The sequence below is a fragment of the Noviherbaspirillum sp. FW303-A3 genome, assembly GCF_058788695.1.
In genome coordinates, this window is record NZ_JBYTAZ010000001.1 from 2,198,934 (window position 1) to 2,224,521 (window position 25,588).

At 61.9% G+C, this 25,588-nt stretch carries 23 protein-coding genes; 3 read left to right on the plus strand and 20 right to left on the minus strand.

The features are described from left to right. Positions 1–52 precede the first annotated feature (52 nt). Positions 53–925, minus strand: a complete 873-nt coding sequence (cysE, locus tag AC3WOY_RS10790) for a serine O-acetyltransferase (RefSeq protein ID WP_492423552.1) — start codon at positions 923–925, stop codon at positions 53–55. Positions 926–1,222: 297 nt separating this feature from the next. On the opposite strand from cysE, the gene AC3WOY_RS10795 reads away from it, so the two are divergent. Next, positions 1,223–1,693, plus strand: coding sequence for a metallophosphoesterase family protein (locus tag AC3WOY_RS10795; RefSeq protein ID WP_492423554.1), 471 nt, complete (start codon positions 1,223–1,225; stop codon positions 1,691–1,693). On the opposite strand, the gene AC3WOY_RS10800 is transcribed toward AC3WOY_RS10795, so the two are convergent. From AC3WOY_RS10800 to mnmC, 8 genes are all read right to left on the minus strand, one after another. After that, a complete protein-coding gene (locus tag AC3WOY_RS10800; protein WP_492423556.1) occupies positions 1,690–3,339 on the minus strand; it encodes an NAD(P)/FAD-dependent oxidoreductase in 1,650 nt (549 codons plus the stop codon). The two genes, AC3WOY_RS10795 and AC3WOY_RS10800, sit on opposite strands and share 4 nt — an antisense overlap. A 51-nt stretch (positions 3,340–3,390) precedes the next feature. Next, positions 3,391–3,837, minus strand: coding sequence for a PA2169 family four-helix-bundle protein (locus AC3WOY_RS10805; RefSeq protein ID WP_492423558.1), 447 nt, complete (start codon positions 3,835–3,837; stop codon positions 3,391–3,393). Positions 3,838–3,898: 61 nt separating this feature from the next. Then, on the minus strand, positions 3,899–4,630 hold the full coding sequence (locus AC3WOY_RS10810) for a DUF4142 domain-containing protein (protein ID WP_492423560.1): 732 nt from the start codon (positions 4,628–4,630) through the stop codon (positions 3,899–3,901). 389 nt (positions 4,631–5,019) lie between these two features. Further along, positions 5,020–6,585 carry a SpoVR family protein gene (locus tag AC3WOY_RS10815; RefSeq protein ID WP_492423562.1) on the minus strand — a complete coding sequence of 522 codons (1,566 nt, stop codon included), beginning with the start codon at positions 6,583–6,585 and terminating at the stop codon, positions 5,020–5,022. Next, positions 6,582–7,847 carry a YeaH/YhbH family protein gene (locus AC3WOY_RS10820; protein WP_492423564.1) on the minus strand — a complete coding sequence of 422 codons (1,266 nt, stop codon included), beginning with the start codon at positions 7,845–7,847 and terminating at the stop codon, positions 6,582–6,584. The genes AC3WOY_RS10815 and AC3WOY_RS10820 overlap by 4 nt, the downstream gene beginning before the upstream one ends. A gap of 241 nt (positions 7,848–8,088) precedes the next feature. Next, on the minus strand, positions 8,089–10,011 hold the full coding sequence (locus AC3WOY_RS10825) for a PrkA family serine protein kinase (protein WP_492423566.1): 1,923 nt from the start codon (positions 10,009–10,011) through the stop codon (positions 8,089–8,091). A gap of 441 nt (positions 10,012–10,452) precedes the next feature. Next, on the minus strand, positions 10,453–12,849 hold the full coding sequence (locus tag AC3WOY_RS10830) for an AsmA family protein (RefSeq protein ID WP_492423568.1): 2,397 nt from the start codon (positions 12,847–12,849) through the stop codon (positions 10,453–10,455). Beyond that, entirely contained in the window at positions 12,833–14,773 is a 1,941-nt protein-coding gene (gene mnmC, locus AC3WOY_RS10835) for a bifunctional tRNA (5-methylaminomethyl-2-thiouridine)(34)-methyltransferase MnmC2/FAD-dependent 5-carboxymethylaminomethyl-2-thiouridine(34) oxidoreductase MnmC1 (protein ID WP_492423570.1), read from the minus strand. Before mnmC ends, AC3WOY_RS10830 begins: the two co-directional genes overlap by 17 nt. A gap of 136 nt (positions 14,774–14,909) precedes the next feature. On the opposite strand from mnmC, the gene AC3WOY_RS10840 reads away from it, so the two are divergent. Beyond that, positions 14,910–15,401 carry an SET domain-containing protein gene (locus AC3WOY_RS10840; RefSeq protein WP_492423572.1) on the plus strand — a complete coding sequence of 164 codons (492 nt, stop codon included), beginning with the start codon at positions 14,910–14,912 and terminating at the stop codon, positions 15,399–15,401. 1 nt (position 15,402) lies between these two features. Here the strand turns inward: AC3WOY_RS10840 and AC3WOY_RS10845 are convergent, their stop codons facing one another. The 7 genes from AC3WOY_RS10845 to AC3WOY_RS10875 all read right to left on the minus strand — a co-directional run bounded on the left by AC3WOY_RS10845 (position 15,403) and on the right by AC3WOY_RS10875 (position 20,798). Further along, complete coding sequence (locus tag AC3WOY_RS10845; protein WP_492423574.1) at positions 15,403–15,723, minus strand: DMT family transporter; 321 nt, start codon at positions 15,721–15,723, stop codon at positions 15,403–15,405. A 131-nt stretch (positions 15,724–15,854) separates the two neighbouring features. Next, positions 15,855–16,640, minus strand: coding sequence for a biofilm regulation diguanylate cyclase SiaD (siaD, locus tag AC3WOY_RS10850; RefSeq protein WP_492423576.1), 786 nt, complete (start codon positions 16,638–16,640; stop codon positions 15,855–15,857). A gap of 2 nt (positions 16,641–16,642) precedes the next feature. Continuing rightward, positions 16,643–17,020 carry a biofilm regulation phosphoprotein SiaC gene (gene siaC, locus AC3WOY_RS10855; protein WP_492423578.1) on the minus strand — a complete coding sequence of 126 codons (378 nt, stop codon included), beginning with the start codon at positions 17,018–17,020 and terminating at the stop codon, positions 16,643–16,645. Between the two features lie 11 nt (positions 17,021–17,031). Then, positions 17,032–17,574 (minus strand): biofilm regulation protein kinase SiaB, encoded by a 543-nt coding sequence (siaB, locus tag AC3WOY_RS10860; protein WP_492423579.1) that lies wholly within the window; start codon positions 17,572–17,574, stop codon positions 17,032–17,034. Positions 17,575–17,583: 9 nt separating this feature from the next. Then, a complete protein-coding gene (siaA, locus tag AC3WOY_RS10865) occupies positions 17,584–19,575 on the minus strand; it encodes a biofilm regulation protein phosphatase SiaA (RefSeq protein WP_492423580.1) in 1,992 nt (663 codons plus the stop codon). 171 nt (positions 19,576–19,746) lie between these two features. Continuing rightward, positions 19,747–20,070: an AzlD domain-containing protein gene (locus AC3WOY_RS10870; protein WP_492423581.1), complete on the minus strand. Its 324-nt coding sequence runs from the start codon at positions 20,068–20,070 to the stop codon at positions 19,747–19,749. Next, positions 20,067–20,798 carry an AzlC family ABC transporter permease gene (locus AC3WOY_RS10875; RefSeq protein WP_492423582.1) on the minus strand — a complete coding sequence of 244 codons (732 nt, stop codon included), beginning with the start codon at positions 20,796–20,798 and terminating at the stop codon, positions 20,067–20,069. Before AC3WOY_RS10875 ends, AC3WOY_RS10870 begins: the two co-directional genes overlap by 4 nt. 180 nt (positions 20,799–20,978) lie before the next feature. Here AC3WOY_RS10875 and AC3WOY_RS10880 point away from each other — a divergent pair, with 180 nt between their 5' ends. Next, positions 20,979–21,188, plus strand: coding sequence for a hypothetical protein (locus tag AC3WOY_RS10880; RefSeq protein ID WP_492423583.1), 210 nt, complete (start codon positions 20,979–20,981; stop codon positions 21,186–21,188). On the opposite strand, the gene AC3WOY_RS10885 is transcribed toward AC3WOY_RS10880, so the two are convergent. From AC3WOY_RS10885 to AC3WOY_RS10900, 4 genes are all read right to left on the minus strand, one after another. Further along, positions 21,189–21,956, minus strand: coding sequence for a ParA family protein (locus AC3WOY_RS10885; protein ID WP_492423584.1), 768 nt, complete (start codon positions 21,954–21,956; stop codon positions 21,189–21,191). It abuts the gene before it with no gap. Between the two features lie 27 nt (positions 21,957–21,983). Beyond that, on the minus strand, positions 21,984–22,721 hold the full coding sequence (locus tag AC3WOY_RS10890; RefSeq protein WP_492423585.1) for a YoaK family protein: 738 nt from the start codon (positions 22,719–22,721) through the stop codon (positions 21,984–21,986). Between the two features lie 393 nt (positions 22,722–23,114). Continuing rightward, on the minus strand, positions 23,115–23,681 hold the full coding sequence (locus AC3WOY_RS10895) for a hypothetical protein (protein ID WP_492423586.1): 567 nt from the start codon (positions 23,679–23,681) through the stop codon (positions 23,115–23,117). 102 nt (positions 23,682–23,783) lie between these two features. Beyond that, the gene (locus AC3WOY_RS10900; protein WP_492423587.1) at positions 23,784–25,493 is read right to left on the minus strand and encodes a sensor domain-containing diguanylate cyclase; all 1,710 of its coding nucleotides are present in this window, start codon (positions 25,491–25,493) and stop codon (positions 23,784–23,786) included. Between the last annotated feature and the right edge of the window lie 95 nt (positions 25,494–25,588).

A 25,588-nucleotide genomic window follows, 5' to 3' on the forward strand; every position in this document is an offset into this window, starting at 1 on the left:
CACGCAAGAATAACCTGCGCGACGCCTTAGGTTTTCCTGCCGCGCCGTCCTCTCAAATCGTCTGATCCATTTCGTCCGACGGGCAGCTGTCATCGTGGTGATGCCTGACTACGCGTGCCGGCACACCGGCGACGGTGCAATGGGCAGGCACGGGGCGCAGCACCACACTGCCTGCGGCGATCTTGCTCATCGTGCCTACCTCGATGTTGCCGAGGATCTTGGCGCCCGCGCCGATCATCACGCCGCTGCGGATTTTCGGATGGCGGTCGCCGTGCTCCTTGCCCGTGCCACCGAGAGTCACATTCTGCAGGATGGACACATGGTCCTCGACGACCGTCGTCTCGCCGATCACGATGCCCGTGGCATGATCGAACATCACGCCGCAGCCGATGCGCGCCGCCGGATGGATATCGACGCCCAGCGCCACCGATGCCTGGTTGGACAAGGCAAAGGCCAGTTCCTGGCGTCCTTCCTGCCACAGCGCATGCGCGATGCGGTAAGCCTGCAGGGACTGGAAACCTTTCAGGTTGAGCACCACGTGCAGGAGGTTGGGGCATGCCGGATCGCGGTCTTTCACTGCGGCCAGATCCGCCGCGGCGTGCTGCGCGATGCCGGATGCGTGGAGCATCACGCTGTCGAACAGCTCGCGCAGTGCAGCCTCGGGCAGATCCTCGGTGGCCAGACGCCGTGCGGTCACAGCCGCGAGCGCGGCGCCAAGCGTGGGCCGGTCCAGCACCATCGCCTTCAGGCGCGGCAGCAGCAGCGGCTCCCGTGCTGCCGTCTGTTCCGCCTCGGCACGGATCTCCAGCCAGATACCCTCCTGCGTCCATGACTGCAGCCGCGCATCCGCGAATGCCGCAGACGCGGACAACAGCGAAGCCGGAATCGCGCTTCGCCTGGCGAGGGTGGCTTCGGTCGTGTTCATGTCAATCCTTTCAATGGCGGCAACAGCGCCGCCCGAAAAAGCAAAATGGCCGCAGGTCTTGTCAACTCTGCGGCCATCGGAATCTGTCGAATACGCGTGCGTCAGTCGGCAGGCCCTTCAGGCCGCCCACGGCAACAAAACTTTGCGGAAACAATGCGCTTGTTCATGCGTCAAAACAAAAAGAGAATATGCATATAGCAAAACTGTCCGTCAGCTCATTAAAGCACATTTCCGACCACGCTGCCAAAGCGGCGCGTTTCTTGCAACTTCAGCCACGCCTGCACCTTGATTGACAAAATGGAAATAATTCGCATCGGCCTGATCTCCGATACGCACAACCTGCTGCGTACCGAAGCGCGCATGGCGTTGAAGGGTGTCGACCGCATCATCCATGCAGGGGACATCTGCGACGCCACGGTCCTGCACGAGCTGGAAGCGATCGCGCCGGTCACGGCAGTGCGCGGCAACAACGACCGTGGCGCGTGGGCGGAAGCTTTGCATGAAAGGGAACGCATCGAGATCGGGGGCGTGCCGATCTACATCGTCCACGACCTGCATGACCTGGACCTCGTGCCGGAAGCCTGCGGCATCAAGGTCGTCATCGCCGGTCATTCTCACCGCCCGCTGATGAAGATGGAAAACGGCGTGCTCTACATGAATCCCGGCAGCGCGGGGCCGCGCCGGTTTACGCTGCCGATTTCGATCGGCTTCCTCGAAATTGCCAACAGACGGGCGAAAGGCCGCCTGCAGACGTTGGAAGTCGATTAGTAAATCTGCTCGCCGCCCTGCGCGCCGCCGCGTGCCTCGGCTCCGCCGGTCATGCTCAGCGCCACCGCCTCGCCGACCTTGATGCCGTCCACGCCCGCCGACAGGATACCGCCCGCATACCCTGCCCCCTCCCCTGCCGGAAACAGTCCTTTCACATTCAGGCTCTGGAAGTTGTCCAGGCGCTTGACGCGCACTGGCGACGAAGTACGTGTCTCCACGCTGGTGAGCACGGCATCCGCCATCGCATAACCCCGGATCTGCCGCTCGAATGCGGGAATCGCTTCGCGCATCGCTTCGATGGCGTAAGCGGGGAGCGACGGTGCAAGGTCCGTCAGTTTCACGCCGGGTTTGTAGGACGGCTGCACCGAGCCGAATTCCTTCGACGCCCGTCCGTTGAGGAAATCGCCTACCAGCTGGCCCGGCGCGTCATAGTTGCCGCCACCCATTTCGAAGGCGCGCGATTCCAGTTCGCGCTGGAAGCCGATGCCGGCCAGGGGATGATGGTTGCCGCCGAAATCCGCCGGTGCGATGCCGACGACGAAGCCGCTGTTGGCGTTGCGCTCATTGCGGGAATACTGGCTCATGCCGTTCGTCACCACGCGTCCCGGTTCCGATGTTGCCGCTACCACGGTGCCCCCCGGGCACATGCAGAAGCTGTAGACGGTGCGTCCGTTGCTCGCATGGTGCACCAGTTTGTAATCGGCGGCGCCCAGCAGCGGATGGCCGGCAAACTTGCCGAAGCGCGCGCGGTCGATCACCGATTGCGGATGCTCGATGCGGAAGCCGATCGAGAACGGCTTGGCCTCCACGTACACGCCACGGTCATGCAGCATCTGGAAGGTATCGCGCGCACTGTGGCCGACGGCCAGCACGACGTGGTCGGTGGCGATGCGTTCGCCGCCTTCCAGCATGACGCCGCGTACCTGTCCGCTGTCGATCTCGATGTCCGTCACCTTCGCCTGGAAGCGGAACTCGCCGCCGAGCGATTCGATGGTTTCGCGCATCGCCTCCACCATCTTCACGAGGCGGAAGGTGCCGATGTGCGGCTTGCTGACGTACAGGATTTCTTCCGGTGCATAGGCCTTCACGAATTCCGCCAGCACCTTGCGTCCGTAATGCTTCGGATCCTTGATCCCGCTGTGCAGCTTGCCATCGGAGAAGGTGCCGGCGCCGCCTTCGCCGAACTGCACGTTCGATTCCGGATTGAGGTCGCGCTTGCGCCACAGGTCCCAGGTGTCCTTGGTGCGCTCGCGCACGACCTTGCCGCGCTCGAGGATGATGGGGCGAAAACCCATCTGCGCCAGGATCAGCGCGGCAAAAATCCCGCAGGGGCCGAAGCCGATGACGACCGGCCGCGACTTGAGTTGCTCCGGGGCCTGCGCGACGTACTTGTAGCTGGTATCGGGCGCGATGCCCACATTCGGCGTACCCTGCAGGCGCGCAAGCACCGCCGCCTCGTCCCTTACCTCGACGTCGAGCGTATAGACCAGCGTGATCTGGCTGCGCCGGCGCGCATCGTAGCCGCGGCGGAAGAGGGTGACGGCGAGCAGGTCGGCGTCGGCGATCTTCAGGCGGTCGAGGATGGCCGCGCGCAGGTCGGCTTCGGGATGGTCGAGCGGGAGGATGACGTTGGTGAGTCGCAGCATGCGGAGAACCTTCAGGGAAGGCTGCTATTTTACCGCAGGCATCCTCCGTGACTAAGTACGGTACTGGCCGCGCAGGCTCTTCACCTGGTCGTGGTTCTGCAGCACCCCTTGGTACTGCCGTTCCACCACGGCGCGCACGCTCTCGGGAAGGTTCCGGGCCAGTGCCTGGCTGTAGCTGCTGACAGCCATCGCCTCGCCGCGCTCGCACTCCTGCAGCACGGCCCGGTCATCCTTGCCGGTGACAAGCGCCCTGATGTCGATCCAGCGCCGATGCACGGCGCTGCCCAGGCTGCTGCTGTTGTCAGGATCGCCGCCATGGGCGCGAACCAGGCTCTGCAGTTCAAATGCAGCCGCCGCGCAGCTCTGGGCACGGTTGGTGAAAAAAGTCTTCAGGCGTGTGTCGCTGGCGTCCAGCGCACAGGTGCGAAAGCCTTCGTCGCCATCCTTGCAGGTTTCGATCAGGCTGTTCAGTACCGAAATTACCTCGTCATTCGTCATGCTCGCTCTGCTCCACGCCCCGGCCGCCATGAGGCCGGGGACAGTTGAATGCACTTCTGACTTATTGCTTGGGGCTGGTGCTGTCGGACGTGCCGGACTTGCTCGACTCCGCCCCCGACGAACCGGACGAAGAACCCGATGCCGAGGTGCCTGCAGGTCCTTGGGATCCCGATGTCGAGCTCTTCGCGCTGCTGACGTCCTGCGCCAGCGTCAGGTGCTGATTCACGATCGGCTCCATTTTTGCGGCCAGCGCCTTGATGTCCGGATCGGTGGCGCGGGTCTGTGCGCGTTGCAGCAGACGGTGCGTATTGCGATGGTCGCTCAGGCCGCCCTGCTTCAGGTATTGCTTGTCGAACTTGTCGCCTTCCAGCGCGCTCAACTTCTTGGCGGCCGCCTGGTGCTTCTTGTCGGGCTCGGTCGGCAGGGTCACACCCTTGGCCTGCGCAAGCTGTTCCAGTTCCTTCTGCGACTGCTGGTGGTCGTCGATCATTTTCTGCGCGAAGTTGCGCACCTGGTCGTTCTTGGATTGGTTCAATGCAATCTTGCCGGTTTCAATTTCCGCGAGATTGGACATGGCCATTTCGCGCATGATGTTCTGGTCGGATTTGCTCAATGACTTGGCGCCCGCTTCTTTGCCGGCGGCCGCATTCGCGCCTCCGGATTGCGCGCTGCTTGCGCCTTGTCCTGCGGAACCGGAGGTGCTGCCTGATTGCGCTTGCACGGAGGATGCGCCGAACAGCATCGCGAGCACGGCGATCCCGAGCATGCGGTTGAGAATGTGACGTTGATGCATATGAATCTCCTTCGGGAACGTGACGGCAATAGCCGGGAAGTGACATCCTTGGATGCCTCATGCCAGTCAGGCAATGTGCATGCCAGTGGCGATCCCGGAAGAAGATGCGGCTGCGCGCAAAGACAGGGGAGAAGAGACTACAGAACGACGGAAAAAATTACAGGAATCGTCCGCCGTGTGACGCTATTGGCGACGGACAAAAAAAAGTGCCAAAGCTTGCGCTTTGGCACAAGTCTTGCCGGATCGCTCCGGCAAGCGCCCATGAAAAGGCGGCATGACGAGATACATCCCGCTATCAAGCCTGGAGGCTCGCAGCCGGTTGCGAAGGACGCCGCGCGCCTTGCGGCGCTCCCCTTTCCTCGCGGCGTCCCCGCAAACCTGATGTTTCTCTAGCCGCGCTGCCTCTTTTCACATTTGCATTCGATCGTGTTCAACACGTTACCCTGCGGATCGACCGTTTCCAGCATCACATCGAATCCCCACAAGCGGGTGACATGCTTGAGCACCTCTTCCGCCTGGCCGTTCAATGGCCGGCGCAGGTACTGGTTGTGACGCAGCGTCAGCGAACGTTGGCCATGCGTGTCGACCGACCACACCTGGATGTTCGGCTCACGGTTATGCATGTTGTACTGCCCCGCCAGTTGCTCGCGCAGGTAACGGTAACCGTCGTCATCGTGAATCGCGGAAATCTGCAGCTTGTCCTTCTTGTCGTCGTCCAGCACGGCAAAGAAGTGGAAATCGCGGATCAGCTTGGGCGACAGGTATTGGGAGATGAAGCTTTCATCCTTGAAGTTGCGCATCGCGAAGTCGAGCGTCTTCTTCCAGTCGCTGCCGGCGATGTCCGGGAACCACTGGCGGTCCTCTTCCGTCGGCTCTTCGCAGATGCGGCGGATGTCGCGCATCATCGCGAATCCGAGCGCATACGGGTTGATGCCGTTGAAGTACTTGCTGGTGACCGGCGGCTGGTACACCACGTTGGTATGGCTCTGCAGGAACTCCATCATGAAGCCGTTGCCGACGATGCCTTCGTCGTACAGCTGGTTCAGGATGGTGTAATGCCAGAAAGTGGCCCAGCCTTCATTCATCACTTGCGTCTGGCGTTGCGGGTAGAAGTACTGCGAAATCTTGCGCACGATGCGCACGATTTCGCGCTCCCACGGCTGCAGCAGCGGCGCGTACTTCTCGATGAAATACAGCAGGTTTTCCTGCGGCTCGTGCGGGAAACGGTTCGGCGCGGCTTCGGTCACGACTTCGGCCTTGCGCGGCAGCGTGCGCCACAGGTCGTTCACCTGCGACTGCAGGTAGGCTTCGCGTTCTTCCTGGCGTTCGCGTTCCTTCGCCAGCGACAGCTTGGCTGGACGCTTGTAGCGGTCCACGCCGTAGTTCTGCAGCGCATGGCAGGAGTCGACCAGCAGCTCCACCGCTTCGATGCCGTAACGCTGTTCGCACTCTGCGATGTAGTTCTTCGCGAACACCATGTAATCGATGATCGCGTCCGCATCGGTCCAGGTGCGGAACAAGTAATTGCCCTTGAAGAAGGAGTTGTGGCCGTAGGAGGCATGCGCAATCACCAGCGCCTGCATCGTCAGGCTGTTCTCTTCCATCAGGTAGGCGATGCAGGGATCGGAATTGATGACGATCTCATACGCCAGCCCCATGTGGCCGCGGCGGTAGCTTTTCTCGGTGGCCAGGAAGTGCTTGCCGAAAGACCAGTGCGAGTAGGACACCGGCATACCGACGGAGGCGTAGGCATCCATCATCTGCTCGGCGGTGATGATCTCGAGCTGGTTCGGGTAGGTGTCCAGGCCGAAATTCTCGGCCACGCGCCGGATCTCGTTGTGCGCCTGCTCGATCAGCTCGAACGTCCACTCCGACTGGTCCGGCAGGCGGACAGGCTTGGCTGCCTTCTTCCGGCCGGTCTTCTTTACGGGGGCTTTATTGAGGACTTTGATCATTTGGGTTGCTTCTTGAACAGTTCCCTGAACACCGGATAGATATCTGCCGGCGACTCGATCTTCTGCATCGCAAAGTGCGGGTGATAGTCCTGGATCTGCAGGTACTCGAACCACAGGTTCTGCGGTTCGCCTTCCGTGATCTCGACGTAGGCGTAGTACTGCACCAGCGGCATGATCTTCTCGACCAGCAGTTCGCGGCAGGTCACGGAATCGTTGTCCCAGTTGTCGCCGTCCGACGCCTGCGCGACGTAGATGTTCCAGTCGCTGGTCGAGTAACGCTCGTTGATCACCTTGTCGAGCAGGTGCAGCGCCGACGACACCACGGTGCCGCCCGACTCGCGGGAATTGAAGAACTCGTCTTCCGTGACTTCCGTCGCCTGCGTATGGTGGCGGATGAATACCACCTCGATCTTTTCGTAGGCGCGCTCCAGGAAGAGGTAGAGCAGGATGAAGAAACGCTTGGCCGCATCCTTCTTCGCCTGGTCCATCGATCCCGACACGTCCATCACGCAGAACATGACGGCCTGACTGGACGGCTTGGGCACCTTGATGCGGTTGCTGTAACGCAGGTCGATCGGATCGAGGAAGGCAATGCCGTCGATCTTGGCGCGCAGGTGACGGATCTCGTTGCGCAGCGCAAGGATGCGGTGATCGTCCTCGAATGTCGTCTTCAGCAGCTCGTTCATCTCCTGTTCCGCCTCGCGCAGGCGCTTGCGCGACTTCGAACCCACGGCGATGCGGCGGCCGATCGCGCCGCGCATGGAACGCAGCACATGGATATTGGTCGGCGTGCCGGAGATGGTGTAGCCCGCGCGCTGGTTGCGGAATTCGTTGATGGATGTGAGCTGGGTCTTGACCAGGTTGGGCAGTTCGAGGTCTTCGAAGAAGTAGTTCATGAACTCTTCGCGCGTCAGCTCGAAAGTGAAATCGTCTTCGGTGATTTCTTCGCTGTTGCCCGCCTTGCCCTTGCCGGATCCGCCGCCGCCTTTCGGCCGCTGGATCTGGTCGCCCTTCTGGTACTGCTCGTTGCCCGGGCGGACCACTTCCCAGATGCCGCCGTGGGCATGGCCGAACGTGGGCTCGTTGATGTCCTTGACGGGGATGGATACTTTTTCGCCTTTCTCGACCTCGGTGATCGAGCGGCCCTTGATGGCGCGTTGTACGGCGTCCTTGATCTGGCCCTTGTAACGCCGCAAGAATCGTTCGCGGTTGATCGCGGACTTGTTCTTGCCCTGCAGGCGCCGGTCGATGAGGTGAGCCAAAGTGCCTCCTGAAACTGTATGGGCGTTTATTGTTCCCCTCTCCCGCGGACAAGGTGTTGCAAGTCGGCGAGCCCTTGTCACTCCTTCCCCTTCAAGGGGAAGGCCGGGATGGGGATGGGTTTCGGCTGATGCATTGGAAACCCATCCCCACCCTAACCCTCCCCTTGAAGGGGAGGGAACTTCAGGGCCTTGCAACCTGCAGCAAACCCTCAGCCTGAGGCATGAGAGGGGCTTTACTACATCACGACGACTTGCGAACCCGCAGGTACCACTCGCAGAGCAAACGAACCTGCTTCGCGGTGTACCCCTTGTCCACCATGCGCGACACGAACTCCTGGTGCTTGTTCGCATCGTCGGCGCTGGCCTTGGCGTTGAACGAGATCACCGGCAGCAGTTCCTCGGTGTTCGAGAACATCTTCTTCTCGATCACGGTGCGCAGCTTTTCGTAGCTGGTCCATGCCGGGTTCTTGCCGTTGTTCTGTGCACGCGCGCGCAGCACGAAGTTGACGATTTCGTTGCGGAAGTCCTTCGGGTTGGAGATCCCTGCGGGCTTCTCGATCTTTTCGAGTTCGCCGTTCAGCGAATCGCGGTCGAAGCTCTCGCCGGTGTCCGGATCGCGGAATTCCTGGTCCTGGATCCAGAAATCGGCGAACGTCACATACCGGTCGAAGATGTTCTGGCCGTACTCGGAATAGCTTTCGAGGTAGGCCGTCTGGATCTCCTTGCCGATGAACTCGACGTAACGCTGCGCCATGTACTCCTTGATGTAGGACATGTACTTCTGCTCGGTCTCGGGCGGGAACTGCTCGCGCTCGACCTGCTGCTCCAGCACATACAGGAGGTGCACCGGGTTGGCGGCGACTTCGGTGTTGTCGAAGTTGAAGACCTTGGACAGGATCTTGTACGCGAAGCGGGTCGACAGGCCGTTCATGCCTTCGTCCACGCCGGCGTAGTCGGTGTACTCCTGGCGCGACTTCGCCTTCGGGTCGGTGTCCTTCAGGTTCTCGCCGTCATACACCTGCATCTTGGAGAAGATGCTGGAGTTTTCCGGCTCCTTCAGGCGCGACAGCACCGCGAACTGCGCCATCATCTTCAGCGTGCCAGGGGCGCAGGGCGCCTTGCCGAGCGAGGAGCTGGTGATGAGCTTTTCGTAGATCTTGATCTCTTCCGACACGCGCAGGCAGTACGGCACCTTCACGATGTAGATACGGTCGAGGAATGCTTCGTTGTTCTTGTTGTTGCGGAAGGCCTTCCACTCCGATTCGTTGGAGTGCGCCAGCACGATGCCGTCGAACGGGATCGCGCCGAAGCCTTCAGTGCCCTTGTAGTTGCCTTCCTGCGTGGCGGTCAGCAGCGGATGCAGCACCTTGATCGGCGCCTTGAACATTTCGACGAATTCCATCAGGCCCTGGTTGGACAGGCACAGGCCGCCGGAGTAGCTGTAGGCGTCCGGATCGTCCTGCGAGTAGTCTTCCAGCTTGCGGATGTCGACCTTGCCGACCAGGGAGGAGATGTCCTGGTTGTTTTCATCACCCGGCTCGGTCTTGGAGATCGCGATCTGCTTCAGCACCGACGGGTAACGCTTGACCACACGGAACTGGTTGATGTCGCCGTTGAATTCGTGAAGCCGCTTCACCGCCCACGGGCTCGGGATGGTCTTGAGGTAGCGGCGCGGAATGCCGAAGTCCTCCTCAAGGATGGCGCCGTCTTCTTCCGCATTGAACAAGCCGAGCGGCGATTCGTTCACCGGCGAGCCCTTGATGCAGTAGAAGGGAACACGTTCCATCAGGGACTTGAGTTTCTCCGCGATGGAGGACTTGCCGCCGCCGACGGGGCCGAGCAGGTAGAGGACCTGCTTGCGCTCTTCGAGGCCTTGCGCGGCATGACGAAAATAGGAGACGACCTGCTCGATGACTTCCTCCATTCCGTAGAACTCACGGAATGCCGGATAGATCTTGATAACCTTGTTGGCGAAGATGCGCGAGAGACGCGAATCGTGGCGGGTGTCGATCAGTTCGGGCTCGCCAATCGCTTCGAGCATGCGCTCGGCGGCAGTGGCATAAGCAAGGCGATCGCGCTTGCACAACTCCAGATATTCTTGCAGGGAGTATTCCTCTTCCCGTGTCCGCTCATACCGTGCTGCGTAGTTGTCAAAGATCTTCATTGGGCTTCCTTTGATATATGTCTACCGGTCGTGTGGGTGTCGGATACAGATTGATTTTCCACTCCGCAATTTAATAATACGCAGAATTTTTTCTCGTCGATAGGAAATTTTTCGGTTTTTTTTATGAGAGAAAATTGTTGAAGAAAAGGCTTTCAACTTCTTCTTTTCAAAGCAGTATTTATCGCGTGTTTTTTTAAGAAATCGATTGGATTGCGCAAAACTTTTTCGCGCCGCAACTGTCGTGCGTGACTGTTTGAGACACCGTGCGTGTGCATAAAAGCGACAGTCGTTGTGCGTGACGATGCACAGGTCAAAAAAGTCTGTCGTCCGCGTCAACCGATAGAGGCATCCAATCGTTGGATGGAGATCGGGATAGCCTATGCTGCGCAACAATTTCTTGCGCAGCGAGGATGTTCGAGTATATTGGTGTTGTAACTCAGGCTACCTGCCCAACAAACCCTTCAGCTTCTCTTGCAGCTGACTGCGGACCTTTTCTTTCTGTTCGTCGAGCGACTTCTCCGCTTTCGCCCGCACTTCTTCTTTCCGCTCATCGAGCTTCTGTTTTGCGAGTTCGCTTGCCATGCCCGCGAGATCGACGCGCCAGCCGATTGCATTTAAGGGACCGGACAGGCGCACCGGCACCGTCAATCCCTTCAGCGACTGCAGCTCCGGACCGCCCTGTCCCTGCAAGGTGGACACGATGGTTGTGCGCGCAAGGTAGTCCAGCCGGTCCTCGGCGAGATAGATGTCGCCCGAGCCGGCAACGCGCACCAGCGGCGACTTGATGAGCAGGTCTTCGTTGTGCGCCACACCATTGACGATGCGGAAGCTTCCCGTCAGCTCGCTGAAATCGGTCTTCTGCGCTGCAGATCCAACGCCTCCCTGCGTTTTTTCGTCGCCGCGAATCTGCCCGATACGCGCTTTCGCATCGCGGATGGTCTGCGCAATATTGACGCCACGGATGGCGCCGTCGCGCAGTTCCAGCCGGGCGCTTCCGTTCAGTCCTTGTTTTATTTGACTGAAGGTCATGCCGGACGAGGTGACGTCGAGCTGGATATTGCCTTTTCCTTCCAGCGTGTCCTTGCTGATTGCGTCTTTCATCAGCGGGCCGATATCGATGCCGGACAGTGACTGGCGCACGGCGAAGCGCGCCGGGTTGCCTGCCGTAACGCTCAATGCGCCGGAGACGCTGCCACCGTAAAGGTTGGCGGAGAGCGGCTGGATGTCCAGCTTGCCGCCTGCCGCGCGCATATCAAGGCGCACATTGGCGCTCTTGATATTGGCCGCCTTGAGCGCACCGATCCGCACGCTGCCATTTGCGTTCAGTTTTCGCAGTGCATCAAAATTCATCGGCGCTTCCGCCGCAGCCCCCTTCCCGGCCGTCGCTGCAGCAGGCGTTGTCTTGCTGCGGTAGCGGTCGAGATCGAGCTGATCGATGCCCACGTCAAACGTATACATGAGCGGCGAAAAATCACTCAAGCCGATCTTCGCCCGGAATGCGCTTTGATCAATACTGCCGTTCAGGATGGCCGATCCTGACTGCTTGCCATAGTCCATGGCGACGTTGCCCACAGCCTTGAGCGCCATTGCGCCACCGGCCGGATTCGGCAGGTTGAAGCCGGCATTGATCTTGTGCAGTTCGGCATAACGGGCGGTCAGGTCGACGGTGAGCGGCGTGACGAGCGTGCCGTTGATGGCCGTCGCACCCTGCTTGCCATCCAGCGCGAGCGTCATCTGCGGTGAAGTAAACAACAACTTGTCGATATTGCCGATCAGCGCACCGGACAGCTTCAGCTTCGCATCCAGGGCGCCATCCCGCACGACACCGTCGATAACCAGCGCAGGTACCCGGAAAGACTTGGGACTTCCTTCGAAGGAGGGAGCGCTGAAACTGGCGCTCATGTTGCGTGCGCCCTCCGCCATGCGGACTTCACCCTGCAGCTTGCCGCCGCTGACCGCTGTATCCGTCACAGAGAGTTGCGGGATATCGAACTTCGCTTCGATGGCCTCGCCGCCGCGCTTGCCCTTCGCTGCAAGCTTGATGGCATCCAGCGTAAAGCGTTTCGCCGCCGGCAGGAGGTCGGCATCGCCCGCCAGCTTCAGGTCGAGATCCGACATGCCGGCGAGCCCGCCCTGCAACGCGGCATCCAGGCCCTTGAGAACGATGTGTTGCTTGTCCGGATCGAGCGTAAATCCTGTCTTGAGCGAGGCGCGGGCATCGACGGCCGGCTGGTTGCCCTTGATGTGGGCCGACAGTTGCAGCTTTCCCGGCACGCGGGCGGCGATCTTTCCGGTTTCCAGGTCGAGACCGGCAATCGACAGCGTGCGTCCCTGCTGCTGGTCGTCGTAGTGCAGTTGTGCCTTCTTCAACACAATGCCGTCGATGTCGAACCGGAACGGCTGCCCGGGTTCGTCTTTCGGCTCGGCCGCTTGTTCGTCCTGCGCAAGCAGGTCGTCGAAATTGGTGCCGCCATCCTTGAAGCGGCGGATATTGGCGCGCAGTCCTTCGATCCGCACCTGGTCGACGACGAGCTGTTTCGACAACAGGGGAATCAGCGCCAGCGACACGCGCGCGCTTTCCACGGAGGCGAATTCGGCACTGTCCTTGTGCTCGGAAATGCTGAGCTTGCCGAGCTCGGCGCCGATCTTCGGGAAGAAGCTGAGCCTGATCTCGCCCGGAATGACCAGCGTGCGCTGCTTCTTTTCCTGCACCAGGCGGATGAGCTGCGGCTTGTAATCGTTCGGGTCGAAAGTCGCGGCGACGATGGCTGCGGTTCCGGCGAGCAGCACAACCAGGCTGCCGCCGGCGATGAGTAGATACTTATAAGTCTTGCGCATGTTGTCCCGATGCCGTCCGCACCTCGACCCCGCCACGACGATAGGCTTTCAGTGCGAAGCGGGCGGGATCGAGTGCCTCGGCGAGTTCACGTTCGATCGGCAGTGGTTCCCCTTCCAGCATAGACGCAAGCAGTTCGGCTGCAAACGGCGCCCAGACGATGCCGCGCGACCCGTATGCCAGCAAGCAGTACAGGCCGGGCAGGCGCGGCACGTCGCGCAGGCGGCTGCCGGCAACCGGCAATGACGCATCGGGCAAGGCGCCGACCAGGGGCAGCCGGTCCGGCGACACGCAGCGGAAGCCAACCCGGCCCGCAAGGGCAACATCGACATCCGCTTGCGGCAGTACCTGTTTCAGCCGCGCCAAGTTCTCGTCATGGCTTGCCTGCCGCAATTGCGTATCGCTATCGAAGTCATAAGATGCGCCGACACAGCAAATCCCGTTGGCCGGGCGCGTCACGTATCCTTCGCCGCAAAGCACTACAGGCAGCTCGGGTAATGCCTCTGCCGACACATGCGTCACCTGCCCGCGTATTGCGCTCAGGGGTAATGCTTGTGTTTGAGGAAAGGATGTTGCAATAGTTCCATTGGCGAGAATGACAACCGGCGCCTGCGCCACGATGTCTCCCCGGCCGTCGCGGACACACCAGCCTTCCGCCGTGCGCTCCAGCGCGGCCGCCTCCCTGACGAAACACCGCTGCAAGCTGTCGCCACATGCATGAAGCAGCGCAGCGCACAGGCTGGACGGCGTCACCCACCCGCCGCGAGGAAAGAACCACGCGCCCGCCAAACCGCCGGCGCCGGTCAGCGCCTCGACAGCGCGCCCATCCATCCAGCGCACGAACTCCTCCGGGAAGCCGAGCGACTCCACCGCCTCGCGCTGCACTTGCGCATGCGCCGCATCGCGTGCCAGGTGCAGTACGCCGCACGATTCCCCCGCAAATGTCTCGCCGATCCCGCCGAGCCGGTCCCAGCAGCGCACGGTATACAGAAAGGCCGACCGCAGCAGCCGCGATGAAAGATTGTCATCCTTCGACAGCAAGGGCATCGCGATGCCTGCCAGGTTTCCGGAAGCCTCCTGCGCCGGCCTGTCATGCCGTTCGATCAGCGTCACCTTCCAGCCACGGGCGGCAAGACGCTCGCAGGCGGCACTGCCGGCGATCCCTGCGCCGATCACGATGGCATGGCGCTCGGCCGCCCCTGGCCGGTCCGCGGTTTGCCAGCGGGGCGCATAACGGGCCGCCAGCATGTCGCGCTTGCGCCCGAAACCCGGCCGCTTTTCGCAGTGGAACCCTCCTTGCGTCAGTGCCTGCCGCACGGCGGCGGAAACGGTGTACGTGGCGGCTGTTGCATCCGGCGCGGCGAGGCGGTTCAGGCGCGTGAGCACCTGCGGCGACCACATCTCGGGATTCTTGCCCGGCGCGAAACCATCCAGGTAAAACGCGTCCGCCGCCGCGTCGATCTGCGGCAGGCAATCGGCGATGTCGCCGAAGGCAAGTGTCAGGACGACGCGCCCCTCCTCCAGCTCAATGCGGTGGAATCCAGTAACCAGCACCGGCCATGCATCGCGCAGTTGCGCCGACAGCGATGCCAGTTCCGGCCATAGCGCGTGCAATTGCGCGAGGTCGCGTGCGGAGAACGGATGCTTCTCGATGGCGACATAATGCAGCCGTGCGCTGCGCTGCGGATCGTCCCGCCACGCCTGCCAGGTAGCGAGGAAATTCAGGCCGAGGCCGAAGCCGGTCTCGACGATCGTGAAGCGGTGCCGATTCGCCCATCGTTCCGGCAGCCCGTTCCCGGCCAGAAAAACGTATCGCGCCTGCTCCAGACCGCCGTCGGCGGAATGATAGACGTCGCCATAGGCTTCGGCGTAGGGAATGCCGTTGGCATAGGACAGGACAGCGGGCTGGAGGCGATGGCCGGACATGGGACAGGCGGGAAAGGAAACAATGGCGACATTGTAGTGCTTGTCCTATCTTCAAACCCGTGCAAAAAAGTCATCCGGCACGCCGTGGTATTGAGATAATACGCACCCACATCCATTCCAACCTGCCTGAACCGAGATGAATCGCACCAGCAATACCGACTCCGCCGAACGCCCCCTGTATGTCGTCAAGAACTCCCGCGTGCACGGACGCGGCGTGTTCGCCACGAAGAAAATCCCCGAGGGCACCTGCATCATCGAATACGAAGGCGAGCGCATCAACTGGAAAGAAGCAGTGCGGCGCGAAAACCTGAAGGCGCCTGACGATTTCCACACCTTCTTCTTCAGCCTGGACAGCGGCAAGATCATCGACGGAGGCAGCGAGGGCAACGACGCGCGCTGGATCAACCACGCCTGCGAACCGAACTGCGAAGCGCGCGAGGAAGACGGTCGCGTGTTCATCTACGCGCTGCGCGACATCGCGCGCGGCGAAGAACTCAACTACGACTACGGCCTGATCCTGGAAGAACGCCACACGGCGGCGCTCAAGCGCGCCTACCAGTGCCTGTGCGGCGCGCCGGGCTGCCGTCACACCTTGCTGGCGCCGAAGAAGAAAAAGAAGGCCGCCTGAGTCAATGCGGGCTGAGCATCTTCAGCCCTGCAATCCCGCCGAGGATCAGCGCCACGCAGATCCACTGCCCCGCCGACAATCCCTCATTCAGCAACACGGCGCCGAGTATCGCGGTGCCGACGATGCCGATCCCGGTCCATACTGCATAGGAAGTGCCGACCGGCAGCGTGCGCATGGCAATACCGAGCAGCACCACGCTGGCGACCATGGAAATGAGTGTAAGTGCAGAAGGCAGGGGACGGGAAAAGCCTTCGGTATATTTCAGGCCAATGGCCCAGCCGACCTCAAGCAGGCCGGCGATAATCAGGATGAACCAGGACATTTTTTCTTGCGAAGAGATTCCGTGGACGTCCACGGTGGTTCGGAAAGACACGGGGCCGTCCCCGCGCTTGTCACAACACCCTCTGAGGCATGCCGATACTTTATCGCATCCCTGCGATTGCTGCAGGAAGCTCAGCCGGCAATTTCGTAACGATTGCGCCCGTTGCGCTTGGCATCGAACAATGCGGTATCCGCGCGGTTGATGGTGTCGGAAATGCGCTCGCCGGACCTGCGCTCGGCGATACCGAAGCTGGCGGAAATCTGTACCGCCTCGTCGTCGGCCATCATCTCGATCCCGGCAATCGCCTCGCGCATGCGCTCGACCACCATCGCCCCTTCGGCAGCGGCGATCTCCGGCATGATGACCATGAATTCCTCGCCGCCCCAGCGGCCGCAAAGATCGTAGTCGCGCACGCCGTTGCGGATGGCGTTGGCGATGCGCACCAGCACCTTGTCGCCGGCTTCGTGACCGTAAGCGTCGTTGACCGACTTGAAGCGGTCGACGTCGATCAGCACTACCGTCAGCGGCCTCTCCAGGCGTTCCGCGCGCGCCGTTTCTGCCTTCAGGCTTTCCATCAGCATGCGGCGGTTGCCGATGCCGGTCAGCGCATCCTTGGTCGACGCATCCTTCAACGCCTCGTTCAGATCGCGCATCATCGACTGGTAGCGGTCCGAAATGCGGGCGATCTTTTCGAGCTGCCGCAGCTGCTTGTTATAGCGTCCCGTCAGCGCATCCTTCTCGTCCCGGCTGACCGTCTGATAGCGGTCGGAGATGCGCGTGATGCGGTCGATCTGGTGCAGCAGGCTGCGGTATTCCGCATACAGTTCGCTCAGCGCGTACCGCAGCGGATTGCCCTCGTTCTCGGGATCCGCCAGCAGCGTTTCGATGATCAGCTCGAGGTGCTTTTCGTCGCGCACGATTATTCCACCTGGCTGGTGATCTCGAACGGGAAAGTGCAGTCTTCCTTGAATTCCTCCGCCAGGTCCGCGACGCGCTCGTTCTGCTCGTCGTAGAACCAGTTCACCATCACCTTCCGTCCGGCCTTGTGCGCGTCTTCGAGGATGTCGAAGATGTCCATCATGGCCTTGACGCTGCTGGTGTTCAGGTACAGCAGGTGCAGGTTCAGCACCAGCGCGCGGTCCTGCTGCAGGTAGTTTTCGATCCACTGCATCGCAGGCGAGAACAGCTCGAACGAGTTCTCCGGGTAGGAGTCGCCGCGCATTTCCACGGTGCCGGCCTTGAAGTCGGCGACGATCGACGGTGTCGATTGGGTGCCTTCGATTCTCAGGTTGTCCATTCTTCGTTCCTTTACATCACGACGCGCATGCTGAAGAACGCGCGTCCATTGTCGAGTGTACGCAGCGAACAGGACAGCGGCTCCGACGCCTTGCGCGCCAGGTCGATCAGCCCCAGGCCGGCGCCGGTGGACGCCCCCTCTTCGCGCGGCTTGCGCAACTGTTCCTTGTACTCGGCCTTGAGCTGGGCCTTGTCCAGCGACGCCAGCCGCTGCACGCGCGCTTCCAGCGCAGGTCCGTCGGTGCTGTCGAGGAAATTCCCGGCCGATACGACATAGCGGCCCTCGGCGTCGCGCGCGATCACCACCGTGGCGGCGGCATCCGCCTCGCCCCAGCCCTTGCGCGCCGCATAGTGGCGGATATTCTGCGTGAGTTCGATATACGCGCCGAACACGTCCATGGCCGACGACGGCGTCGCGTGCTCGTGCTCCATGTAGTTGCGCAGCGCGTTGCCGATCTCTTCGATCAGGCTCTTGGTCAGCGGACCGTTGAAACACAGCATGATGCTTTGCTGGTTGTATGTCTGCTGCAATGAAAAGAGATCAATAAGGCTCATGCCTTCTCCTTATGCGAACCTGAAACAGAGCATGGTGATGTCGTCCCGTTGCGGATGGTTTCCCTGGTATTCCGCAAGTGTAGAAGCAAACGCACCGCTCTGCTCCGCGAGGGAACAGTTGGCGTGCCGGCGCAGCATCTCGACGAAGCGCGTATTGCCGAAGCCGAAGCCCTTGTCGCCGCCCGCCTGGTCGAGGAATCCGTCCGTGGCGAGATAGAAAGTGCGCGAGCCCAGCAGGTCGACGCTCTCGTTCCTGTACTCGCCGACGTAACGGTCGCCGATCGAGCGCCGCGCGCCATGGATCGAGCCGATGTCTTCGCCATCGCTCCAGTACAGCGCGATCCTGGCGCCGGAAAAGACAACCTTGCGTGTGCCGAAATCGACATAGGCGATGCCGGCGTCCATCATCGTCGCGATATCGCGGCGCCTGTCGTCGATCTGCAGCATGCCGCGCATGACGGCGTCGGTCCGTCCGAGGATGGCAGCGGGGTCGTGCGCGCCGGTTTCGTCGATGGCCTGGTCGATCGCCGCGCGGGCAAGCATGGTCATGAAGGCGCCGGGCACGCCATGGCCGGCACAGTCGACCACGCCCAGCAGGCACCCGCCCTCGACCTCGCGATAGACGTAGAAGTCGCCGCCGACGACATCGCGCGGACGCCACAGCACGAAATGATTCTCGCCGAGGGCGCTGGTGAGCTGGCGGTCCGGCAGGATCGCGCGCTGGATCAGGCTGGCGTAGGAGATGGAGTCGCTGATCTTCTTGTGCGCCACCGACATTTCCCGGTTCGCCCGCGTCAGTTCCTGCGTGCGGTCGCGCACCTTCTCTTCCAGTTCCTCGGTGTGGCGGCGCACCTTCTCGGCCATGGCGCCGAACGCACGGGTCAGGCTGCCGATCTCGTCGTTGCCGGCCGGCGGCAGTGTCAGCGTGTAATTGCCGGCCGCCATTTCCTGCGCCGACTGCTTGAGCCTGAGCAGCGGTGAAAGGACGAGGCGATTGAGCGCGTATACAAAGCCGGCCATCGCCACCACGAGCAGGGCCAGTGTCGCGAGTGCCACCCATTTCAGCAGCCCGCTGTCGAGCAGCTCCGCCACGTCGAGGTCGACCGCGGTCAGCACATGCCACTTCAGTTCGGGAATGTAGGACACGGCGACCAGCTGCTTCTTGCCGTCCAGGTTGGCATTGAACACTTCCGCCTTGCCGGGGTTCTCGGCAGCCCAGGAAAGCGCCGCCCTCGCCGCCTCCGCATCCTTTGTCCCCTGCAGCAATCCGAACAGCGATTGTTCGATGATGGCTTCCTTGGTTGCGGAATTGAAGGCGATGCGCTTGTTGTCCGGATGGGCCTGCACGGCGCCGTTGACGTCGACGATCATGGGCGTGACACCCGCTTCGGTCGTGCTGACGAAATCGTTCAGGAAAGTCGTGAGGTCGAGGCCGGTGCCCGCCAGTCCGATGGTGCGGTCGCCGTCCTTCACGATGATGTTGAACCACACCTTGGTGACGTTCAGCTTCACGTCGGGGTCGACGTTGATGTTGAAGGGCTTGTCGCCCTTCATGGTGTTGAAGTACCAGGCGTCGTTGCGGTCTTCTTCCTTCAGCGTGTAGCGCGGAGCGTCGTTGAACGCGGAGCGGGTATCGTTGAAGAAGTAGTGCTTCGTGATGTCCGAGATGATGAAGTAGGACTGGTCGGTGAAATCGCGGCGGAAGCTCTCGGCCTCGCGCAGGGCCACGGCCTTTTTCCCGGCGTGGTCGTCATCGAGCAGCCATTCGCGGATCACCTGCGACTTGGCAAGGCGCAGGGACAGGGCGAGTTCGCGCGCCACCGGCGCGACGATGCGCTCGCGGTTGAGCAGGGTGTAATTCCGGGTGTAGGCGGAGCCCAGGTGGGAGCGGATCGATTCGACGGCGCGGAAGCCGATCAGGCTTGCAAGCAGAAGAACTAGAACGCAGGTACCGAACAGAGCAAGAACCGACTTGCCGCGAAGGCCGAACGCGCGCCCCATGTATTCTCCAGCTTGTTGAATGGCCGGAAGCGCAGCGAACGGCGCCCCTCTCGTGTATCCGCAGGCCTGCAGCGAACGAGGAAATTCTGCCAGTCATTGTTGCTGCGCGCAATGATCTTCGGCCAATTGTCGCCCGGGCGTCAATCTCGCCCTCACCGCATTATCAATTTGCTATTGCAGCACGCCGAACTGCCAGCCGAAGAAGGTAATCAGCGCAATCGCAATGGTCAGCAGCTGCTTTCGCGTCGCGGCGCACACCAGGATGGCGATGACCGAAGCAACCAGTTGCGGGTTGCGCCAGGTGAGTTCCATGCCCTCGCCGTGCGGCGCGAGCACCATGGGCACGATGATGGCTGTCAGTACCGTGACGGGAACGAATCCGAGGGCCTGCTGCAGCAGCGGCGGAAAAGCGATGCGTCCGCCGAGGACAAAGATGGTGGCCTTGATGAAGACCGTCACTGCGGCCATGCCGAGAATCATCCATGTATGGCTCATGCCGGGCTCCTTTCGTCGGCGCGCACGCCTGCGCGCCAGCGCGACAAGGCCAGGCCGGTCGACACGCCGGCCACGACGGCCAGCGTCAGGCCGAGCTTGTAGGGCAGGTCCTGCAACAGCCATGCGAACGTGCCCGCCGCCACCGCCGCGCCGAAATGCGGCAACCGGTTCAGCTGGGGCACCACGATGGCGATGAAGGTGGCGACCATCGCGAAATCCAGTCCGAGCGACTGCAGCTGCGGGAATATTGCGCCGAACACGAGCCCGACCAGCGTCCACGTCTGCCAGTTCACGTACATGGACAGGCCGGATCCGAGGAAATACCAATGGCCGTACGGGCTGTCCTGCTGCCTGCTGTAATAGCCGTTCATCACGGCGAAGGTCTCGTCGGTCATCAGGAAGCCGAGCGTCCAGCGCCAGCGCGCCGGCAGATGGGCCACATGCGGCAACAGGGCGGCGGCATACAGCATGTGCCGCAGGTTGACGATGAAGGTGGTGAACCAGATGACCAGCATGCCCGCACTGCCTGCCACGAGGCCGACGGCGATGAACTGGCTGGAGCCGGCAAAGACGCCCAGGGACATCAGTTGCCCCTGCCATGGCGCGAGCGGGCCGGACGTGACAAGCGTGCCGAAAATCATGCCGAAGGGCGCGGCGCCGATCAGCATCGGAATGGTATCGCGCGCGCCGGCGGCGAAACTGGACAGGCGGGTGGGATGGTGCGACATGCGTTTTCCTTTCGATGGCCATGGTAACGTCATGGCCGCCGATCCGCTTGTATGTTCTTGCGCAACCGGATGCCGCCCCGTTTTTTGCCGGCATGCCGCCGATATTTGCGGTCCGGCATGGCCTGGGCTAAACTTGGTTGAATAACAACACCCGGTCCTGCGGCTTTCCTGGGAGGCTTCATGCAGAAGTTCGATTTTTCGATCCACACGCGCAGCGGCCAGAAGGTCGAGAGCATCGTGATTGCCGGCCGCGACCGGGAAGATGCGGAACGGAAGCTGTTCCAGATGTACCGCAACTGCACGGTCGTCACCTGCAGCATGAAAGATCCCGAGGAAAAGCCCAGGCAGGCGGCATCGATGGAAGACCTGCTGACGCTGATCTCGAAATAGCTATCCGAAGAATCCGGCGGCAAACAGCTCCTCCAGCAGCGCATCGTAATCCTGCGCGCCGCGGCTGCCCGGCGCATGCTCGAACACCGTCTTGTTGTGGGCCGGGCTCTCCGCCAGGCTGACGTTCTCGGCAATCCGCGTACGGCAGACCTCCTCGCCAAATCGCTCCTCCAGCATCGCCTGCACTTCCTTCGCCATGCGGCGGCGGTTGTCGAAACGCGTCAGCAGGTAGCGGCGCTTCACCCGCCGCTTGAGCACCGGCTCCAGCGCCTTCAGGGCTTTTTCCACCTGCAGTGCGCTCTTGCAGGAAAGATGGTCGGCCGAGATTGGCACGATCAGGCAGTCGCTGGCGAAGATGGCATTGAGCGACAGCACCCCGATCAGCGGGCAGCAATCGATCAGCACCGGGCTCGCCGCGGTGCTGAAGCCTTCCGCGCGCAGGCTGGCGTTGAGCCGATTGACCACGTTGTAGCCCTTGCCGAACAGGGTATCCACCTTGGACAGCTCCATGTGGGACGGGATGACGCGGATGCCGCTGGCGGCGGGACGCACCAGTTCGGCGAGCGGACGGTTGCGCTGGAACAGGCTGAGCAGCGTGTCGTCGCCGGAAGCAGCAGAGATGCCGGTGATGGCGCTGAAGTGCGCCTGGGGATCAAGGTCGATGCCGAAAGGGGTTCGGCCGCAGCGCGCCAGTGCGGCGGCGAGATTGAGGGTGGTTGTGGTCTTGCCCACCCCGCCTTTCTGGTTGAAGACGGCAACGATGGTCATGAGTGCCGCCCATCTTACTGGAGTTTTCTATGCCTGTGGCTTGAATATCGGCGCCGACGACATGATCACCAGGCCGATGGCCAGCGGAATCGTGGCCGAAAATCCGACGTGCTTGAAGCCCAGCGCGCCAAGCACGCCGCCGACGAAGAAGGCTACCACCAGGGACAGGTGCACACGCAGTTTGGTGCGGTTGGCGGCAACGAAGTGATCGCGCTCGATGCCTGCCTCCCGGTTCCAGTAAAACAGCTTGCCCAGCTCGATGCCGATGTCGGTGAACAGGCCGGTGACGTGGGTCGTGCGGATCTCGGCATTGGAAATCTTGGTGACCAGCGCATTCTGCAATCCCATCACGTAGCACAGCAGCGCCGCCGTCAGCGACAGGTCGACGAACTCGTGCATCTGCAGGTTGGCGCCCATCAGCCCGAACACCAGCAGCAGGACCGATTCCGTCAGCAGCGCCGGCATGTAGGGATTGCCGCTCAGGTTGCGCCGCGCGTAATTGACCATGATGGCGGTGGACGCAGCGCCGAGCGCGAACGACAGGATCGACAGGAAGGCGGTCACCACCAGCGGCAGGTGGCCGAGCACGAGGTTGTCGGCGGCCGACGACAGCATGCCGGTCATGTGGGACGTGTACTGACCGATGGCGAGGAACCCGCCGGCGTTGAGCGCCCCCGCGACGAAGGCAAGCGAAGTGCCGAGATGCAGGTTGGCGCGGGCGGAGCGTTCCTGCGCAGTGAGAGAAGCAAGGTAAGTGATGGGCATCTGAAGAATTGCCTGGATTGCAACAACAAGGCCGGCGAGCGTGCTGCACCGGGATGCCTGAGTGTAATGCCAAACGTTGCAATGCCGCGAAGGGGCGGAAAAAAAGGAGTGGAGACTGCGTGATCTCCACCCCAAACCTCAGGAGACACTGAGGAGAGACTGCATGGGCCGCCGCTCTCCGGGGGAGGACGGCAATGCCCATGCCGATTGCTACTGTTACCCGTGGGCCCCAAGTACCCACGGAACGAATGTAGCAGCGAGCGGACAAGAGAAAATCCGGAAAGATGAGAGGTCTATCTAAGAAGATTCAGCGGGAAGCCGATTGCCGCCGCGACAGAGAATGCGTTGCATCCGGCGAGATACAAATACGGACAGCGACAGGACGCAAAAAGCTCAGGGCTTCGCTTCAGCCGGAGGGGTTACTTCTGCCGAGGCAGGCGCCTCGCGCGGTTTCTTCGCCGCCGCTTCCGCCGCCATCACGAAGGCCGATGCGCAAGCGGCTTTCAGCTCCTGTTCGAACACCGGCGCGAACAGGGTCTTGCTTTTTGACTTGCTCATGCGGGTCGCCTTCGGCAGCAGGTAGTCGCCCGGCGGGTGCTCCATGCGTATCCAATGCAGCATGCCGCCGGATTTCTTCATCTCCACGCGCACCTTCACCGGCGGCGTGGTCCGCGTGCTCATCGCCACGACTGTCGCTACATCATTGGCGATCTCGCCCAGCACCGATGGCGCCATGCCCTCGTCGATCCGCTCCGCGCCGGCGGTCGAAAAGAAATGCGCGCCGCACAACTGGTCGTCCTTCTGGTGCAGTTCGAGCACGAAATTCGAGCACTTGCCGGAATCGCGCTGCACGCCGCCCGGACAGATCCACGCCACCCATGCGCCGCTGAAATCATCGGCGGCGAAGGCCGGCGCCAACGGTGCGAACAGGAGCAAGGAAAGGAGCGAGTGAAGCCGCATGGCGATGGTATCCCCGAAGTGCGATCGTCCACTACATTTACCAGAGAACGGCGGACGCTCCTTGAGGGGCCGCAAAGGACGCGCAGCGGTCTTGAATCCGGCTTACGCGGCGGCGGCGAAAGGTATCACGCGGTTGCGGCCAGCCGACTTGGCTGCATACAAAGCCTGGTCTGCCTCGCGCATGCGCCGCGCGAGTTCCTTGTCGGAGGGCCGCGCATTGAAAATCGTATAACCGATGCTCAACGTGTGCTCGATCGCCTGGTCTTCAAATCGCGTGACCTGTTCCGAGAACGCGTGGCGCAGCCGCTCCAGAACCTCGGTCGCACGCCCGGTGTCCGGCACTTCCATCAGCACGCCGAACTCTTCTCCGCCCAGCCTGCTGACCACGTCGCCGGGGCGCGTGTTCTCGCGCATGATGCGCCCCAGGTCGCGCAGCACGGCATCGCCCGCCGGGTGGCCGTAGGTATCGTTGATGCGTTTAAAGTAGTCGAGGTCGATCAGGCCGAGCACGAAGACGCCCGCCCTGCCTTCGCCGTCTTGCGCGCGCTCGATGAAATGCCGGCGATTGCCCAGGCCGGTGAGATCGTCGGTGCGCGACAGCGATTCCGCGCGATGGCGCGCCTCCTCGAGGCTGCGCGTGCGTTCGGCCACCTGGCTCTCCAGTTCCTGGTTCTTGCTTTCCAGCGCGGCCTGGTAGCGCTGTTCCGCCACATCCTTGTCGCGCTGGAGTATCCGCATGCGGTCATACTGCGCGACGGACAGCAGCAGCAACTCGCTGAAGTAGGCCAGTTCCGCCCAGTGGAAAGCCTCATAGGAATAAAGGCCGAGGCGCGAGCCGATCACCCCGAAGGCGACGGTTGCCGAATAAAGCGCCTGCGCGATCACATACCAGCGTGCATAGACCACGCCCTTGCGCCAGGCGCTCCAGCCCGCCACCAGCGTAACCACGGCATGCAGGACGACCAGGGCCATGAGGGCGCGGGTAACCATGCCGTACACGCCTGCGATGCGAAGGGCGATGGCTGCGATCGACAGCCACATCAGCACCTGCAGCAGGCGGTCGGTCCATGCCTGCGTCTTCCGCGTGCGCAGGAAATCGCGCGTGAATATCACCGAGAACACGAGCGACAGCAGGAAGAAGATATGCAGCGTGGTGTTGGCCAGGTCCGGCTGATCGACGAACAGGTACTGCCCGAGCAGCCCGTTCATTCCCATCCAGGAGCCGAGAACGGACAGGGCGTACAGTGCGTACACCGAGAAGCGGCGGTCGCGTGACACAAGCCAGCCCGTCAGCGCGGAGAACGCCAGCGCGAGCGGCATTCCATACAGGGTGCCGAGCACGATCTGGCTATGGGCGACGGTCTGTGCGAAAACCGCGCTCGAATCCAGCGTAAAGATGAGATGGACATCTGCGGTCATCCTGTTGTGGATGCGGACGTAGACTTCGGCCGTTTCGCCTGGCCGGCTGATATGCCGGACGGCGGGATAACGGTATTGCACCTGGCGTTCCCGCAACAGGGTGCGATCGCCGCCGATCGCCCGCGTCACCGCCTTGCCGTCCACGATCACCCAGAACTCGGCGTAGTCGGTGAAGGGGAGGCGGTGCTGCATGACCCATTCAAAAGGGGCATCGCCGGGGTTCTGCAGGGTCACGCGCAGCCAGAAGTCGGATTCGGTCAGGCCCCGGATGAAGTTGTCGCGCGTGAGGGATGTGAAGCGTGCGGCAGGGAGGGCGCGCACCTGCTCCAGTGTCAGCGCCTTGCCTGGGTCCTCGACAAACTCCAGCCTGCTCCAAAGTTGGTCCGTCTTCATATCCGCATGCAGGCGGACGGGTTCACCCGCTGAGGCCTCCGGCAGGAGACCCGCCGCCAGTATGAAAAAAATCGTAACAAGCAGGAGTTTCAACA

Excerpts from the sequence above, each read along its gene's own strand:
- AC3WOY_RS10795 (WP_492423554.1), top strand. The coding sequence starts at position 1,223 with ATGGAAATAATTCGCATCGGCCTGATCTCCGATACGCACAACCTGCTG.
- AC3WOY_RS10880 (WP_492423583.1), top strand. The coding sequence starts at position 20,979 with ATGCAGAAGTTCGATTTTTCGATCCACACGCGCAGCGGCCAGAAGGTC.
- AC3WOY_RS10815 (WP_492423562.1), bottom strand. The coding sequence starts at position 6,585 with ATGATCAAAGTCCTCAATAAAGCCCCCGTAAAGAAGACCGGCCGGAAG.
- AC3WOY_RS10895 (WP_492423586.1), bottom strand. The coding sequence starts at position 23,681 with ATGCGGCTTCACTCGCTCCTTTCCTTGCTCCTGTTCGCACCGTTGGCG.
- AC3WOY_RS10890 (WP_492423585.1), bottom strand. The coding sequence starts at position 22,721 with ATGCCCATCACTTACCTTGCTTCTCTCACTGCGCAGGAACGCTCCGCC.
- AC3WOY_RS10810 (WP_492423560.1), bottom strand. The coding sequence starts at position 4,630 with ATGCATCAACGTCACATTCTCAACCGCATGCTCGGGATCGCCGTGCTC.
- AC3WOY_RS10825 (WP_492423566.1), bottom strand. The coding sequence starts at position 10,011 with ATGAAGATCTTTGACAACTACGCAGCACGGTATGAGCGGACACGGGAA.
- AC3WOY_RS10875 (WP_492423582.1), bottom strand. The coding sequence starts at position 20,798 with ATGTCGCACCATCCCACCCGCCTGTCCAGTTTCGCCGCCGGCGCGCGC.
- siaB (WP_492423579.1), bottom strand. The coding sequence starts at position 17,574 with ATGAGCCTTATTGATCTCTTTTCATTGCAGCAGACATACAACCAGCAA.
- AC3WOY_RS10900 (WP_492423587.1), bottom strand. The coding sequence starts at position 25,493 with ATGAAGACGGACCAACTTTGGAGCAGGCTGGAGTTTGTCGAGGACCCA.
- siaA (WP_492423580.1), bottom strand. The coding sequence starts at position 19,575 with ATGGGGCGCGCGTTCGGCCTTCGCGGCAAGTCGGTTCTTGCTCTGTTC.
- AC3WOY_RS10840 (WP_492423572.1), top strand. The coding sequence starts at position 14,910 with ATGAATCGCACCAGCAATACCGACTCCGCCGAACGCCCCCTGTATGTC.
- AC3WOY_RS10870 (WP_492423581.1), bottom strand. The coding sequence starts at position 20,070 with ATGAGCCATACATGGATGATTCTCGGCATGGCCGCAGTGACGGTCTTC.
- AC3WOY_RS10830 (WP_492423568.1), bottom strand. The coding sequence starts at position 12,849 with ATGCGCAAGACTTATAAGTATCTACTCATCGCCGGCGGCAGCCTGGTT.
- AC3WOY_RS10845 (WP_492423574.1), bottom strand. The coding sequence starts at position 15,723 with ATGTCCTGGTTCATCCTGATTATCGCCGGCCTGCTTGAGGTCGGCTGG.
- mnmC (WP_492423570.1), bottom strand. The coding sequence starts at position 14,773 with ATGTCCGGCCATCGCCTCCAGCCCGCTGTCCTGTCCTATGCCAACGGC.
- AC3WOY_RS10805 (WP_492423558.1), bottom strand. The coding sequence starts at position 3,837 with ATGACGAATGACGAGGTAATTTCGGTACTGAACAGCCTGATCGAAACC.
- AC3WOY_RS10885 (WP_492423584.1), bottom strand. The coding sequence starts at position 21,956 with ATGACCATCGTTGCCGTCTTCAACCAGAAAGGCGGGGTGGGCAAGACC.
- AC3WOY_RS10800 (WP_492423556.1), bottom strand. The coding sequence starts at position 3,339 with ATGCTGCGACTCACCAACGTCATCCTCCCGCTCGACCATCCCGAAGCC.
- cysE (WP_492423552.1), bottom strand. The coding sequence starts at position 925 with ATGAACACGACCGAAGCCACCCTCGCCAGGCGAAGCGCGATTCCGGCT.
- siaC (WP_492423578.1), bottom strand. The coding sequence starts at position 17,020 with ATGGACAACCTGAGAATCGAAGGCACCCAATCGACACCGTCGATCGTC.